Annotated in this window: 15 protein-coding genes and 1 tRNA gene; 8 read left to right on the forward strand and 8 right to left on the reverse strand. The window is 34.7% G+C overall.

What is annotated here, in order from left to right; all coding sequences use genetic code 11:
* On the forward strand, positions 1–661 hold a 661-nt coding region (locus PHV37_09885; GenBank protein ID MDD3238390.1), incomplete at its 5' end, for a glucosaminidase domain-containing protein.
* 770 nt (positions 662–1,431) lie between these two features.
* Here the strand turns inward: PHV37_09885 and PHV37_09890 are convergent.
* The 4 genes from PHV37_09890 to PHV37_09905 all read right to left on the reverse strand — a co-directional run bounded on the left by PHV37_09890 (position 1,432) and on the right by PHV37_09905 (position 5,545).
* A tRNA-Leu gene (locus tag PHV37_09890) sits at positions 1,432–1,515 on the reverse strand.
* A gap of 741 nt (positions 1,516–2,256) precedes the next feature.
* Complete coding sequence (locus PHV37_09895; GenBank protein MDD3238391.1) at positions 2,257–3,669, reverse strand: DUF4127 family protein; 1,413 nt, start codon at positions 3,667–3,669, stop codon at positions 2,257–2,259.
* A complete protein-coding gene (locus tag PHV37_09900) occupies positions 3,669–4,604 on the reverse strand; it encodes a hypothetical protein (protein MDD3238392.1) in 936 nt (311 codons plus the stop codon). The genes PHV37_09895 and PHV37_09900 overlap by 1 nt, the downstream gene beginning before the upstream one ends.
* A 173-nt stretch (positions 4,605–4,777) precedes the next feature.
* Positions 4,778–5,545, reverse strand: a complete 768-nt coding sequence (locus tag PHV37_09905; protein MDD3238393.1) for a WYL domain-containing protein — start codon at positions 5,543–5,545, stop codon at positions 4,778–4,780.
* Between the two features lie 161 nt (positions 5,546–5,706).
* On the opposite strand from PHV37_09905, the gene PHV37_09910 reads away from it, so the two are divergent.
* The 3 genes from PHV37_09910 to PHV37_09920 are packed head-to-tail and all read left to right on the forward strand — an operon-like array spanning position 5,707 to position 7,850.
* Positions 5,707–5,985: an ACT domain-containing protein gene (locus tag PHV37_09910; protein MDD3238394.1), complete on the forward strand. Its 279-nt coding sequence runs from the start codon at positions 5,707–5,709 to the stop codon at positions 5,983–5,985.
* 17 nt (positions 5,986–6,002) lie between these two features.
* Positions 6,003–7,370, forward strand: coding sequence for a PFL family protein (locus PHV37_09915; GenBank protein ID MDD3238395.1), 1,368 nt, complete (start codon positions 6,003–6,005; stop codon positions 7,368–7,370).
* Between the two features lie 21 nt (positions 7,371–7,391).
* Positions 7,392–7,850, forward strand: a complete 459-nt coding sequence (locus PHV37_09920) for a dCMP deaminase family protein (protein MDD3238396.1) — start codon at positions 7,392–7,394, stop codon at positions 7,848–7,850.
* A 210-nt stretch (positions 7,851–8,060) separates the two neighbouring features.
* On the opposite strand, the gene PHV37_09925 is transcribed toward PHV37_09920, so the two are convergent.
* The 4 genes from PHV37_09925 to PHV37_09940 form a co-directional block, all read right to left on the reverse strand.
* Positions 8,061–8,531, reverse strand: a complete 471-nt coding sequence (locus PHV37_09925) for a YbaK/EbsC family protein (GenBank protein ID MDD3238397.1) — start codon at positions 8,529–8,531, stop codon at positions 8,061–8,063.
* A gap of 2 nt (positions 8,532–8,533) precedes the next feature.
* On the reverse strand, positions 8,534–9,562 hold the full coding sequence (gene csaB, locus PHV37_09930; GenBank protein MDD3238398.1) for a polysaccharide pyruvyl transferase CsaB: 1,029 nt from the start codon (positions 9,560–9,562) through the stop codon (positions 8,534–8,536).
* Entirely contained in the window at positions 9,555–10,496 is a 942-nt protein-coding gene (locus PHV37_09935; GenBank protein MDD3238399.1) for a sugar kinase, read from the reverse strand. The genes csaB and PHV37_09935 overlap by 8 nt, the downstream gene beginning before the upstream one ends.
* Positions 10,497–10,590: 94 nt before the next feature.
* Positions 10,591–11,364 carry a tetratricopeptide repeat protein gene (locus tag PHV37_09940; GenBank protein ID MDD3238400.1) on the reverse strand — a complete coding sequence of 258 codons (774 nt, stop codon included), beginning with the start codon at positions 11,362–11,364 and terminating at the stop codon, positions 10,591–10,593.
* A gap of 281 nt (positions 11,365–11,645) precedes the next feature.
* On the opposite strand from PHV37_09940, the gene rplU reads away from it, so the two are divergent.
* The 4 genes from rplU to PHV37_09960 all read left to right on the forward strand — a co-directional run bounded on the left by rplU (position 11,646) and on the right by PHV37_09960 (position 14,022).
* Positions 11,646–11,999, forward strand: coding sequence for a 50S ribosomal protein L21 (gene rplU, locus PHV37_09945; protein ID MDD3238401.1), 354 nt, complete (start codon positions 11,646–11,648; stop codon positions 11,997–11,999).
* A 34-nt stretch (positions 12,000–12,033) separates the two neighbouring features.
* Positions 12,034–12,288 carry a 50S ribosomal protein L27 gene (gene rpmA, locus PHV37_09950; GenBank protein MDD3238402.1) on the forward strand — a complete coding sequence of 85 codons (255 nt, stop codon included), beginning with the start codon at positions 12,034–12,036 and terminating at the stop codon, positions 12,286–12,288.
* A gap of 108 nt (positions 12,289–12,396) precedes the next feature.
* Positions 12,397–13,659 (forward strand): ATP-binding protein, encoded by a 1,263-nt coding sequence (locus tag PHV37_09955; protein MDD3238403.1) that lies wholly within the window; start codon positions 12,397–12,399, stop codon positions 13,657–13,659.
* Between the two features lie 9 nt (positions 13,660–13,668).
* Positions 13,669–14,022: a response regulator gene (locus PHV37_09960; GenBank protein ID MDD3238404.1), complete on the forward strand. Its 354-nt coding sequence runs from the start codon at positions 13,669–13,671 to the stop codon at positions 14,020–14,022.
* Positions 14,023–14,153 lie beyond the last annotated feature (131 nt).

Raw genomic sequence — 14,153 nt, forward strand, 5'->3', positions numbered from 1 at the left:
TGAAAAAGACAAATTGCTTGATACAATGGCAAAAGAGCACCCTGAAATAAAGGATAAATTAAACAAAGTAGAAGAAAAAACAAAAGAAATAAAAGAAGAAACCGACAAGAATATCAAAGAACTTGAAACAACAAGAGATACAAAAACCGATGGACTGAACGGTGAAATCCAAACTCTTAAAACAGAGCTTGCTCAAGCTGAACAAAAAGAAAAGACGGATAAAGTTATCGGTGATAATTCAACAACAGACGGCAAATTGTCTGAAAAATTAAACTCTGTTCTCAAAGGTGTTTTAGAAGGAAAAGCTGACCTTATACAAAAAGTGGCTGAAGAAAATGGTGTTGAGCCGGCACTCTTAGCGTCTATAATCTGTAATGAAACCGGTTATGGAACTTCATCAGCAATAAAAAACAAAAATAACCCCGGTGGTTTGATGGATCCATCAACAGGTTGTAGCACTTTACAAGAATTTAGCAGCTTAGAAGACGGCTTGAACGCAATGGCTTCAAATCTAAAGAAGAACTATATTGACCAAGGTTTGACGACTCCAGAAACAATCGGTCCTAAATATTGTCCAGTAGGAGCTGCAAATGACCCCACAGGTTTAAATAGCAATTGGATTCCAGGTGTAAAAAAATTATATAACGAGTTTTTAGGTTGATAAATATTGTAAAGTTTGAAACATTTGTATTGATATCGAATAAACTTTGAGATGGAGATGTCAAAAATATTTTATCGTGCCAAGTGAACCGAAGTAATCGTTGGAAACCTGCTACTGTTTTGAATTTCCCCCATTCTCTCTCAGATGAACCCGTTTGTCGTAAATTTCAGATTTGCGTCGGTCTTGTGTTGCTGAGTTGTCATATATAAAAAACGCATATTAGTCTTTAACCTTTGATATGTTTGAGTTACAGACACTTACTGAGGTGCCTTTTGATATTTTTGAATTACCCTAACAATTACCTGAAGTTAAAACTTCCTGCCGAAGTAGGAAGTGCGTCGAGAAAGGCAACAAGAGGGTTTTACCTAGTTTTAGTTGGGATTTACTTTCTTCTCACTTCGGGTAATTTAAATGAGTAATCTCAAAGTAATTGTAAAGAATAACTTGATTTCGTCAAAAAAACGACTCGCTTGGTGTGGGGTAGCGGATTACGGGCAGAGTGCGAATGGGCAACGCGTTAAGTCTTGCCGTGCAGACACGTTTAAGGCGTGCAATCAAGAATTGTTATAAATTCCAATTTTCTAGTGCAATTCTGTGCAAGAAAACGGAAGTTTCGGAACTTTTCTCTCACTAAATCTCAACACTGAAAACAAGCCTCAATTAGCATAAACGAGTCACTCTTGCCTCTAAAATTCCCATCAAAATGCCCTAGAAAGGTTATACCCTGACACACAACAGCAAAAAAGAAGTCGTAAAGACTTCTTTTTTAATGGTGGGCGTGAAGAGACTCGAACTCCCATGCCAAAGGCGCTAGATCCTAAGTCTAGTGCGTCTACCAATTTCGCCACACGCCCATTTTGTATTTGTTTTTTATCCTTAAATGAGAAACCGTAATGCTTTTTGTCAATACTCAAGCTGATTTTCATTTTTAGAAAATTCTATAATCTTTATATTGATAAAGATTACCCTTATAATTTAACCCAATCAAGAATTTGCGTCAAGTAAAATTTAATTCAGTTGTAATTAACCAGTTAAATGATATTAGATTAAGCGTGAGATGGAGTTGTAATTAAAATTTAGTAATTTTATAGTGTGCTCATTTGTCAAGACAAATTTTTACTGCTTGCTTGAATTCTTGAACTTAGATTTTATCCGGTGTTGAATTATGCTGCTTGATTATTTCCGAACCTTGAAGATATTTTCCTCACTAAAACAGAAATATTTGCCGGCGGCACCTGATATTTTGAGGCTATCTCAGCTTGTGTTCGTTTTTGCCTAAGAAATTCGAGTACTACTTTTGTCTTAACTTCAGCTGTGTATTTTTTACTTTTCTCTTTTCCATAACTTAACCTTCCTTAAGCGTCAATTTTTATTTAAGCGAACTCTCTTTTTGTGTCCAATTTTATGGGATTAGCATAATCTTCAAGCAATCACCTCAATGTAATCAAATTTGTTGCTCTCAAATATATTGCGTCATATTTAGAAGCCAATTTCAGAATGAGATGGACACCAAACCTCAACGCTCTAAATTAGCCCCATTTGTCATAAATGTGCGATATTTCTTGGAAAACTTCTATCAAAAAGTGCAAGAAAGGTTATGTCAGTATTATTTCTATTTCAAAAGTTCTATTCCATGGGAATGAGTATTGATAGCTATTTGCAACTTTCCCAAATTTTTTTTCGAGTTTAGCTTCATATTTTTGCATTTTTCTTGCTATATAGTCTTTTTCGATGGTGTTGAATTTGTCTTTGATTTTTTTTCTTAAATTTGCTTGATAAGCCCAGTCGTCTAAAAATCGAATTGTTTGTAATTTTTTAAAGGCATCGAGGTTTGGATTTTGGGTTGTGAATTTTGTTATTGCGGCACAAATCGCACTTCCGAGGGTATTGCCGGTTGTATTCCAAGCGGCAAAGCCGTAGAAGTTGTTGCAATCGATATCATTCTCCAATAGCGAATCGACAAAACTATTATCAGCACCGTTTGCGTTTAATATGTCAGCTACAAAATATTTAGAGCTAGCAGGCTTAAAACCTCTGTTGTTAAGGGGCTCGTAGGTATCCATCACAAGCTCACCCTGCTCATTTTTGAAGTTATTAACATACAATATTAAATCGGCAGAATTTGGGGTTGAATATGTCCCTCCTGCGAGTTCAATTTGTGATTTTACAGATTCTATGACAGAAATATCTTCATATTTTGAGATTTTGCCTATAGAAATCGGCATTAAAAATGAAGGTGCGATTTTGATAATTTTTCCGTTGCTAATTGCCCGAGATAATAAAGCGAGAGGTATTTCATCAGCACCTGTTTTGACAAAGGCATTGATTTTTTTGTCTAAAATATTTTGTTTCAGGATGTTAGCTTCTTTTACGTTTAATCCGAATTCTGCACAATCGTCTTTTGAAAAGACCAAAGTATCAAATAATCCTGTTTGAGCGTATTCAAGGTAGAGTTTGTTGATTTTAAAGTTTCTGTTTCTTGTCATTAGATAGTCATCAAGGATATCTTGAGGGATTTTTGTTGAGATGCAGTTGCATTTTTGGTTCAAATATTTGTCATGAGTAACTTCCATTTTGTGGAGATTGAATGAGTATTCAAATATATCTTTGCCAAAACTAGCCCAATAATCTTTTTCTTCTTCGTTAAAGTTGTTGTTTGAAATTCGCATTATAGAAGAGAATGCGTATATTTTGCAATTTCTATTTTTCAAGATTTTATAAAGCAGCTCAATTCTGCATTTTATGGCTTCAAATGAGTCAGAGCTTCTTCTTGAGGGAACGAGTCCTCCATAGGCGATTGTATCGAGCGACAATATAATTGCGTCAATATTTTGAGTTTTTTCAAGCCAATCTAATATTGCGAAGGCGTTGGCAGAAGATGTCAAGCCTCCTAAAAATTTTTTATCGGGTAGAATGAGCTCAATATCAGGATTAATCGCCGAGATTTGTAGAGGCAAATCGTAGCAAACAGGTCTGTTGTCAATAGGGACAAGGGCTATCCTTTTCATTAATCAGCTCCTTTAAGATTAAAAATCATTTTGTCAATCATCTCAGCGAACTCAGTTTGAGCTATTGAAGAATGTAAAATTTTACAATTTTCTCCGTATTTAAGCAATCGTCTATATAGAATATTTTTGTCTTCTTGGTCGTTGGAAATTATTAATTTCCCATAGCGAGAATCAACAATTCTTTCGCCGTCTTTGAGTTTGTAGGAACGGGCTAAAGTGTCTTTCAGCTCAAAAACAACTGAGTTTGTAAGGATTTGAGCACCTGCTTTTTGAGGTAATTGGACTACTTTTACTATGTTGTTTATTAAGAGTTTTTGATTTTGGTTAAGTACGGGACTGTATGCAAGAAGGTAAGTTCTTTTATCTTCAAAAATTACGGACTTGGGTTCTACGATAAAGATTTCCGTGAGTTTTTTTGATTGGCTTACGTAGCTGACTTTTAGTTTTTGTCCGTCGATACAGTAGGCTTCAAACTTTGCGAGCAAGGAAGATTGGCAAAGTCTTTCTATGTCTGATTTTATGACAGAATTAGAAAGCATGGCTTTGTAAGTAGTTGATGTTTGATAAGAAAGACTGTTTTCTATTTTTTTAAGAATTTCATTAAATAGAGTGTTTGTTTTTGCGTTCAGCGAAAGTTTTACATAATTTTGCAGGATACATAGTGCCTTGATTTCGTTGGGCTCCAAATCTATTTCTATGGGCAATTTTTTCAATGAATATTTGTTATCTGATTTTCTTTTTACAACAATGAGCCCCATTAAATCAAGAGTTGCAAAATATTTATGTAGAGTTTCTTTAGCGTAAATATTTTCTATATTTTCTTTGTTTTCGAGTTTATGCATAATGTCTTCAATTGAAGCAGCACCTTGCAACAGTATTTTCAATACTTCAAGTACTCGGAGACCGGAATCATTTTTTTTGAGTATTTTAGGCATTTGAGTACTCCATTTTTATTTTTTTTAATTTTTTTAAGACGGTTTCTTTTAAAGATTCCGGTGCAATACTGTGCAAATCATTACCAAAGCTGAGAAGTCTTTGAATAAATCTAAATTCGTTATCTACAAGAGTATCGACGATGATTTGATTTTCATCTTGATGAAATATTGTTTCATTTGGTTTTTTTTTCGAAAGTAAGAACAGAATCGCCTTTGATTGTGTATTTTGCCAAATAGCTTTTTTGTACGTAAGCACCGGGTTTGATGCCTATACCTTTAATTTGTTTGATTTTGTCCAGTCTTAAATATGCAAATTTTTGATATTTTTCGCAGTAACATTCGACATATAATTTTAAATTTTCATAAAAGACTTTTTTGGGTATTATATATAAATCTTCAAGCCCGTTTCGTACAGAATTATATTCTATCAAAACATTTTTGCCTAGGACAGAATGATTGTTTAATGTTTCCAAAATTGATTTATTAACCTCAGAAAGCGGTTCATTATCTTTAAATGCTTCAATTGTAGTGTTGTCGTGAGATTTTAATGCGATTTTGTTAAAAAGATTATTGAGATCAAGTATGTATTGCCAATCCTCAATATTTGTAAGATTTCTTCTTAATGTATTAAGGCAATTAATTTGTTCTTTAGAGAAAAACAAACCGAAAGGGTGAAATGTTAAAGAATAATTGAAATTGTTTTTTTGAGTAGGACGAGAGATGATGCATCCTGCTGCTTTTAAAGTATTTAAAGTTACACGCAGGGTATCTTCTGAACAAGCACGAGAAGTGATTTTATCATTTTTAAGAATTTGTAGAATTTCACTTTTTGTATGAGGACTTTCAATCAAAAATCCCAGCACAAGCAAAGCCCTATATGCGGTCATACTGATATTGACTTCTTCAGAAGTATTTGTTTTTGAAAAACTGTTTTTAGCCATGTTAATCCTGGCAGTTTCATATCCAGACTTATTTTACCCAATAGTAAAAAATAAGGCAATTATGTAATAGCAATCTGCAAAAAGTAATTTTAATAAAAGACCGGATTATGATACAATGTAGACAAGGATGTGAGAGAAATACAAATAATAGTGAGGCGAAAATGGATAACGAAAAGATTATAGTGACGCTTTCAGGCTGCGACAGAATTGGTATTGTTGCTGAGCTTACGGCGGCGTTAGCAAAATACAGTGTTAATATTGAGGATATAAAGCAAACTATTATGCAGGATTATTTTGTGATGTTTTTGCTGGGTGATATCAGTAAGTCTGAATATTCATTTAAAGATATAAAGCAAGGGCTTCTTGATGTTGGAGAAAAGCTCGGAATGGAGCTTTGGGTTCAAAAGAAACAAATATTTGATAATATGCACACAATTTAGTTAGACAGGAATAAAAAATGAGTTTTATAAGTTCTGATTCGATTTTAGAAACTATTAATATGATAAAGGTGCACAACCTCGACATAAGAACGGTTACTTTGGCGTTGAGCTTGAGAGATTGTGCTAGTGAGGATGTAAAAGTTACCGGTGAAAAAATTTATAATAAAATTTTACGGTATGCAAAAAATCTACGAGTTTATGCAGAAGAAATTGAAAATGAATATTCAATTCCAATTGTAAATAAAAGGATTGCGGTTACTCCTATTTCTTTGGTCGGAGAATCTTGCAAAAATCCTGATTATGTATATCTCGCAAAAGTTTTGGATAAAGCAGCAGAAGAAGTCGGCGTTGATTTTATTGGCGGATTTGGTGCTTTGGTTGAAAAAGGCTGCACAAAAGGTGACTTGATGCTGATAGATTCAATTCCTGAAGCTTTGACCCAAACAAATAAAATCTGTTCTTCAATAAATGTTGCTTCATCAAAGGCCGGTATTAATATGAATGCTGTTTTGAAAATGGCTGAAATTGTTAAAAAAACAGCTGACTTGACTGCAAATGCCGATGGATTGGGAGCTGCAAAACTTGTTTGTTTTTGTAATGCACCGAGTGACAATCCTTTTATGGCTGGTGCTTTTCACGGGATAGGTGAACCCGAGTGTGCTTTAAATGTCGGAGTTTCAGGACCTGGTGTGGTTAGAGCTGCAGTTGAGGCACTTCCAAAGGATGCGGATTTGAGTGAAGTCGCTAACAAAATTAAAAAAATTGCATATAAAATCACCTCAACAGGCGAACTTATCGGGCGTGAAATGGCTGAAAAATTGGCTATTCCTTTTGGTGTTATTGATTTAGCCCTCGCTCCTACTCCTGCTATCGGGGATAGTGTTGCAGGGATTTTTCAAGCTATGGGGCTTGAACATGCAGGTGCCCATGGTACTACTGCCGCTCTTGCGATGCTCAATGATGCCGTAAAAAAAGGTGGAATTATGGCAAGTTCACATGTCGGCGGACTATCCGGTGCTTTTATTCCGGTTTCTGAAGATGCAGGCATGATTGAAGCTGCGAAAAAAGGTGTTTTGACTTTCGATAAACTGGAAGCTATGACCTCAGTTTGCTCTGTTGGGCTTGATATGATTGCAATCCCGGGGGATACTCCTGTCGATACTATTGCGGGGATAATCGCTGACGAAATGGCAATCGGTATGATAAATAAAAAAACCACTGCTGTTAGAGTAATCCCTGTTCCTAATAAAAAAGTCGGTGATTATGCTGTTTACGGCGGATTATTGGGAGAAGCACCGATAATGCCTGTAAACGGGCTTTCTTCAACAGGATTTGTAAGAAGAGGTGGCAGAATTCCTGCTCCGATTCATAGTTTAAATAATTAGTAAAGAGTAAAGGCAAAAAATATGGTAAAACCTTGGAATGATTACTTTTTAGAAATAGCAAAAACATGTGCTTCCCGTTCAAATTGTTTAAGAGCTCAAGTTGGGGCTGTAATTGTCGGTGATGACAAAAAAATCAAAGCAACAGGTTATAACGGCACCCCTTCAAAAGTTATTTCTTGTGCAGAAATCGGCAAGTGCTATAGGATTGAAAACAATATTCCGTCAGGAACAAGATACGAAACTTGCAGAAGTATTCACGCAGAGCAAAATGCTATAATCCAAGCAGGGCAAGACCGTTGCAAGGACGCTACGATGTATATATACGGTCACAATTTTATTTGTATTTTGTGCAAAAGATTTATTGTTCAATCAGGTATCAAAGGCGTTTACCTCAAAAAAAATGACAATTCTGATGTGTCTTTCGTATCAGTTGAAGATATAAAAAAAGAGCTTTCAGACGTTAGTATTCCTGTTTCTTAGGCTCTTTTGAAAAAAATTGAAACTGTTTGCTTTTGACAAAATCAGCGTTAATTATTACAAATACTGATTTTTCAGAGGTTTTGTCATAAATATTTTTGTATTAATTTTTGCCAAACTCTTGTGATAACTGCTTTTTCAAGAAAATACACATAGTGTATCAGGTAAAAGTCTTCAAAAAGCCTGCTATAAGAAGGTTCTGCTTGCCAGAGGCTAGCTCCAACCTTTGCAGATGTCAATCCACGATTTTGAATTTGAATATTTTTCAAGTTCGTCCATTGTCAACTCGATTGCACTGTTACTGCTTCCGCAGGCGGGAAAAATTGTATTAAAACGTTTCATTGAAATATCAAGATACACGTCAACGCCATCTTTTATTGCAAACGGGCAAACTCCACCAATCCCGTGTCCTATAAGGTTTTCCACTTCTTCAAAATGGAGCATTTTGGCTTTTGTGCCAAAAAAAGATTTGTATTTTGGATTATCTATTTTTGTGTCACCTGCAGTGACTATCAAAATCGGTTTTTCGTCTATTTTGAAAGATAATGTTTTAGCAATTCTAGCTGGTTCACAGTTTAAAGCGTGGGCTGCAAGCTCTACTGTGGCACTGGATTCGTTGAATTCTAAAATTTTATCTTCAACATTGAATTTTTTAAAATAATCTCTTACTTTTTCAATTGACATTTTTATTCCTCGATAATATCGAAAATCGGTTTGAAATCGAAATGTTTTTCTTCGATTTTTTTCTTCACTTTTTCGCAATCAAACATTTTTAATCCTTCGACTGCATTTTTTAAATTATCTCCATCAGGAAGTGAGATGTAAGGTATTTCGAGCTCTTTTGCAAGTTTTTCAACCTTTTCATCATAGCTTACCGGGAGTGTGGGGATACCGTATTTTAAAGCCAAAATGCAGGCGTGATAACGCATTGCGATTAAATAGTCAAGATTCATAAAAGAATCAATCATTTCTTGATTTGTTCTTTGATAGATAATTACAGGTTTTGTTTCTTGGTCTAATAAAGACAAGAAATTTTTAAATTTTGTGCAAACTTCATAATCCTGTGAGTCTTGGAAGGAATAAAGATATATTTCATATCCTTTGAAGTTTTCATTGACTTTGCGAGCCAAAGAGTTGATGAACTCATCAGATAGGGTTTTCCAATCTCTGAGCTGAATTCCTATTCTGTTTTTCGGTTCTTTTTCTAAAAGCTCTAAGCTCCACATCGGGTCGTTTACAAGCTCAGGATTTATCCCCCAACCTCTTAGCAAGTACAAACTTTTTTCATCTCTTACACTTGCGTAAGAAACTTTTTTCAAGAGTGTTTTTGTGATAAATCTTGCAATCGGGTTGTTAATAGGTCCGATTCCTTGTGCGAAGATTATAACTTTCTTTTTATAAAACAAAGCCATAAAAATAACCCATAGATAATATGCAAGGCTTTTTACGCTGGTGGCATCTTGGAGAAGGCTTCCGCCACCTGAAATTAACACATCAGAATCTTTTAGGGTATCAATAACTTTTGGTACATTAAAATTTTTAACTGATTTGACATCATATCTTTTTGCGGTTTTTTCAGGATTTGATGAAAGCACTGTTATTTCGAGGTTCTCGATATCCATATTTTTTAAGTTTTTTACGAGAATACCTAAAATTCCCTCATCGCCAAAATTGTCGAAGCCGTAGTAGCCGGAGATTACTATTTTTTTACTCATGATTGCCCTTATAAATTGAGTAGACATCTTTTTTGAACGGAATTGATTTTATAGCTCCAATGCCTTGAGATTGCAATCCTGCTACGATTGCTGCGATATGGGCTGATTCAAAAGGGGTAAGCCCTGATGCAATTCCGTGCATAAACCCGCCGTTAAAGGCATCGCCGGCACTTGTCGTGTCAACAATCGTATCTGCATAAAATTCCGTAAATAAAACCTCACCTTGATAGCCGGTATAATATCCTTTTTCTGCGTGCGATTTCACGACTATTATGGAAACTCCTCTGTCCCAGAAATATTTCATTAACTTATCAATCGAGCATATTTCAAGTAATTTTTCAGAATCGTATTTTAAGTTCAAAAACAATATATCGATATTGTCTTGGACTTCTTCAAAAGCTTGTTTGGCTTCTTCTTTAGACCACAATTTTGGGGCATAATTCGGGTCATAAGCTGTCATTACATTGTTTTGTTTTGCAATAGTGAAAGCTTTGTTTACAGCTTCTTTTGCTGAAAGCGAAAGCGATTGAGTGACTCCTGTAGAATAAACAATACCTGCATTTTGGATGTATTCAGCTGATATGTCATCAATCGAAAGATTGGTTGCAGCTGTTTTTTTTCTATAGTAGGCAAATTCTTTTTCTGAGCCCGTCGGGCGAGCAATAAAATAAAGTCCGTTGAAGCCTTCAATAAGTTTTATTTGAGAGATGTCAAGCCCTTCAGCTTGCCAACTGTCGAGCAAAAAATCTTTAAAATGGTCCATTCCGACTCTGGTAATGTATCCGACTTTTGAACCCATACGTAAAGCCGCAATAGCACTAACCAAAGTGTCTCCGCCATAATATTTATCCAAAGTGTCTGAATAAGTAAGGCTTTTTTCGCTCGATAGCTCTATAAGGCTTTCGCCTATTGATATTATGTCTAATTTTTCCATTTTTTAAAGCTTCTATCGCAGTAAAACTTGACGTCTCTGAATAAGTTAGCAGAAAACTGCAAATTGGTCAAATTTTATCGCATTCATGCCACTTTTATACTACTTTTAAAAAAGTTTCACGTGGAGTGTATTCATATTTTATTACCGCAAGTCGTTTTTTGACATCTTTTGAGTTTTTAGAGCGAGGTTTTAGTTTTAAAAACTTCTTATAATATCTCACGGCGTCGACTTTTTTGTCGAGTTTATCGCAACAAATCCCGATTCCTAAATAAGCTCTGTAATAATCGGGGTTTATTTTTAGTATTTGTCTAAATGTTTGAGCCGATTCCAAATATTTTTCAGAATTCATATATAAAGCAGCTTTTTGTGCGTAGGCTCTTATAAAAGATGGCGAGGTTTCTATGATTTTTTGATAAATCATTAATGCCATATCCTCTTCTTCAATCATCTCATGAGCAATCCCCAGTTGGATTTGAACATCAATATTAGATGGGTCGAGTTTTATTGAGTTGACGAAACTTTTTATTGCTCTACACATTTCTCCGTTGACTAAATAACATATCCCTAATTCGTAATGGATTTTTGCGTCAAAAAGGCTCAATGCCTTCGCCTTTTCGAGTGCATCAATCGCTCTTTCGTAGTCCCTCAAATGTTTATACGCAATCCCTAATCCATAATACGCTTTTGCGTTATTCCTCTTGACCAAAATAGAATTAAGATATTCTTTTACGGCTTCTTTGTGCAAATTGTTCAATCTCAATGCGTCGGCTTTGACAAATAATTCGTATGCCAAGCCCTCATTAGGCTTTGAACTTTTGTGTGTTATTGTACTGAAGTCGGGCTTTTTTCCCTCGTATCTTAATGCCAAAATTGTACTCTCCCCATCTGTCTATTAATATTCTATTTGTTATCCCGATGGAATGTATCAATCTCGGGGTCAATTTTTATTGACCTTTTGGTCAATCTTCTTGCGAAGTTTCTACCTCTCTGCTTATTAATTTACGTAACAGGCATGCTGAGCAGGATTGACAATAAATTTTGTCAACGATACACTATTGTAGTGGTGATTTTTGTCGCCATAAAGTGTTAGATAGGTCGGCCGTTCTTAAAGTCTTATGGCTACGGTCCCTTAAATGAAAGGATACTCAAATGTACGCAATCGTTGAAACAGGCGGTAAACAATACCAAGTTGAAGAAGGCCGTTATGTTGATGTTGAATTATTAGGTTCTGAAGCTGATTCTAAAGTCGTTTTTAAAGAAATCGTTATGATTGTAAACGGCAAAAAATCTAAAGTAGGACAACCTTATGTCGCTAATGCTAGTGTCGAAGGCGTTGTTGTTAAAAATGACAGAACTAAAAAAGTTATTGTCTACAAACAAAGAGCTAAAAAAGGCTACAGAAAAAAACAAGGTCACAGACAAGGTTTTACAAGAGTTATGATTAACAAAATCAGAACTACTGCAGCTAAAGCTAAATCTGAAACTGTTGGCGAAGAAGCATAATTACACATAATATAATTACAAGGAGAATATAAAAATGGCACATAAGAAGGGCGTCGGCTCATCAAAAAACGGTCGTGACAGTGAAAGTAAACGACTCGGCGTTAAAAAATTCGGTGGAGAAATCGTTTCTGCCGGCAATATTATTGTTCGCCAAAGAGGTACTAAAATTCACCCAGGTAACAATGTAGGTATCGGCAAAGATGATACTCTATTTGCTCTTGTTGACGGTGTGGTTAAGTTTGAACCTCACAGACGTGACAGAAAACAAGTCAGCGTTTACGCTAACTAATTTAATTTTAAATTGATTTTTAAATAAAATACCTGTCTTTATTAAGGCGGGTATTTTTATTGTTAAAAGTTTGCCTTGTTTTTTCTTCAAGAATATAATTTTATTATTATGGAAAATAAGTATAAAAAAGCTGTATTGAATTTTTCTCAAGTCCTTAATTCGGCACTTGAGTCTGAAAAAAGTTTTTCTAAATTATTAGATTCACTCAACGAAATTATAAACTTCGATTATGGTGCTTTGTTTTATGTTAATGCTGACAGATTGAATTTGAAAGCAGACAAACAATTCGGGCAAAAAGCTCCTTACAGCGGTGAAAAATTGTATTTTGACGTGTCTGAAAAAACTCGAGAAGATTTATATTCGGCAAAATTACTTTCATTTGGTGTAAATTCATATATTGCAAAAGACTTGGAGTTGGATAAAGGCGTCGGAAATTATATCCTCGCAAAATTGATTATTAGAGAAACCATCTTCGGGTTTATTCTTATCGCTAAATTTGACGGGTCTAAATTTAACGACGACGATAGAGAAATATTGAACTCGTTTTCTTCTGTTGCCGCCTACTCAATTAAAGACAGTGAACTTTCAAATGTTTTCAAGCTTCAACTAAAGGCACTTCAAGAAAGTATTGTTGAAAAAACTCAGGCTTATAAAACTATAAAAAAACAAAATGAAAAAATCCTTGAAGCTGATAAGGCTAAAAATGAGTTTATCGCTAATATTTCCCACGAATTGAGAACTCCTCTTAACGCAATTATCGGATTTTCTGATGTTTTGAAGTCTAAATTGTTTGGAGATTTGAATGATAAACAATCAGAATATATTTCTGATATAAACGCTTCCGGCGTACATTTGCTCGGTATGATTAATGAGCTTTTGGATTTGGCTAAAATTGAGGCTAAAGTGCTTAAGCTTAACAAAAAAGATTTTTCTGCTTCTCAATGTATTAACGAGGTCATTAATATTATCAGACCGCTTGCTGATAAAAAACATATTTCTGTTGAGAAATCGATGGAAAATGATTTGATGCTAAATGCGGATTATCAAAAACTTCAACAAATTTTGTTTAATCTTTTGAGTAATGCGATAAAGTTTACGCCTGAAAACGGAAAAGTTGAAATAATTCTGGCTCAAAATGCCAAAAAAACTATCATTAAAGTGAAAGATAACGGGTTTGGTATAGACAAAAAATATCAAGGAAAAATTTTCGGTAAATTCGTTCAGCTTCATAGTGCCTATACTAAATCAGAAAGTTCTACAGGATTAGGGCTTACTATTACTAAAGAACTTGTGGAGCTTCACGGTGGCAAAATATATATTGAAAGTAAGGTCAACGAGGGCAGTACTTTTATTATAGAATTGCCTAATTAGGAGTATCAAATGAAAAAAAATATTTTGGTCGTTGAAGACAATGAGCTGAATATGAAGTTGATGGTCGATATCCTTACTCAAATCGGATATTCCGTTCAAAAGGCTTTTGATGGCGAAATGGCTCTTGATATTCTTGAAAAAAATGATTTTGATTTAATGCTTTTAGATATCCAACTCCCAAAAAAATCAGGCTATGATGTTATCAAAGAAATGAAAAAAAAGGTCCCAACAGTTATTGTTTCAGCTTGTTGCACTGAAGATGAAATCCTTAAAGCTAAAGACAAAGGCTGTTTGGATTACATTACAAAGCCTATTAATATTTCTGAATTTATACAAAAAATCAACGCTTATTTTTCAAAATAAGCGTTGACCAAACCCTAATCTAGTAGCTGTTTTAAACGGGTGCTCATGTGATTTTTGATTTCGCATGTCACCGTGAGATTCTTGTTCGAAAAGTAATTAATTCCTCAAATAGAATCGTTTATCGAATTGCT

The sequence above is a fragment of the Candidatus Gastranaerophilales bacterium genome (assembly GCA_028693235.1).
GTDB lineage: Bacteria > Cyanobacteriota > Vampirovibrionia > Gastranaerophilales > Gastranaerophilaceae > JAQUVW01.

Coding starts and splice junctions, on each gene's coding strand:
- PHV37_09955 (MDD3238403.1), top strand. CDS start 12,397: ATGGAAAATAAGTATAAAAAAGCTGTATTGAATTTTTCTCAAGTCCTT.
- PHV37_09910 (MDD3238394.1), top strand. CDS start 5,707: ATGGATAACGAAAAGATTATAGTGACGCTTTCAGGCTGCGACAGAATT.
- PHV37_09960 (MDD3238404.1), top strand. CDS start 13,669: ATGAAAAAAAATATTTTGGTCGTTGAAGACAATGAGCTGAATATGAAG.
- PHV37_09925 (MDD3238397.1), bottom strand. CDS start 8,531: ATGTCAATTGAAAAAGTAAGAGATTATTTTAAAAAATTCAATGTTGAA.
- csaB (MDD3238398.1), bottom strand. CDS start 9,562: ATGAGTAAAAAAATAGTAATCTCCGGCTACTACGGCTTCGACAATTTT.
- PHV37_09920 (MDD3238396.1), top strand. CDS start 7,392: ATGGTAAAACCTTGGAATGATTACTTTTTAGAAATAGCAAAAACATGT.
- PHV37_09915 (MDD3238395.1), top strand. CDS start 6,003: ATGAGTTTTATAAGTTCTGATTCGATTTTAGAAACTATTAATATGATA.
- PHV37_09900 (MDD3238392.1), bottom strand. CDS start 4,604: ATGCCTAAAATACTCAAAAAAAATGATTCCGGTCTCCGAGTACTTGAA.
- PHV37_09895 (MDD3238391.1), bottom strand. CDS start 3,669: ATGAAAAGGATAGCCCTTGTCCCTATTGACAACAGACCTGTTTGCTAC.
- rplU (MDD3238401.1), top strand. CDS start 11,646: ATGTACGCAATCGTTGAAACAGGCGGTAAACAATACCAAGTTGAAGAA.
- PHV37_09935 (MDD3238399.1), bottom strand. CDS start 10,496: ATGGAAAAATTAGACATAATATCAATAGGCGAAAGCCTTATAGAGCTA.
- PHV37_09905 (MDD3238393.1), bottom strand. CDS start 5,545: ATGGCTAAAAACAGTTTTTCAAAAACAAATACTTCTGAAGAAGTCAAT.
- rpmA (MDD3238402.1), top strand. CDS start 12,034: ATGGCACATAAGAAGGGCGTCGGCTCATCAAAAAACGGTCGTGACAGT.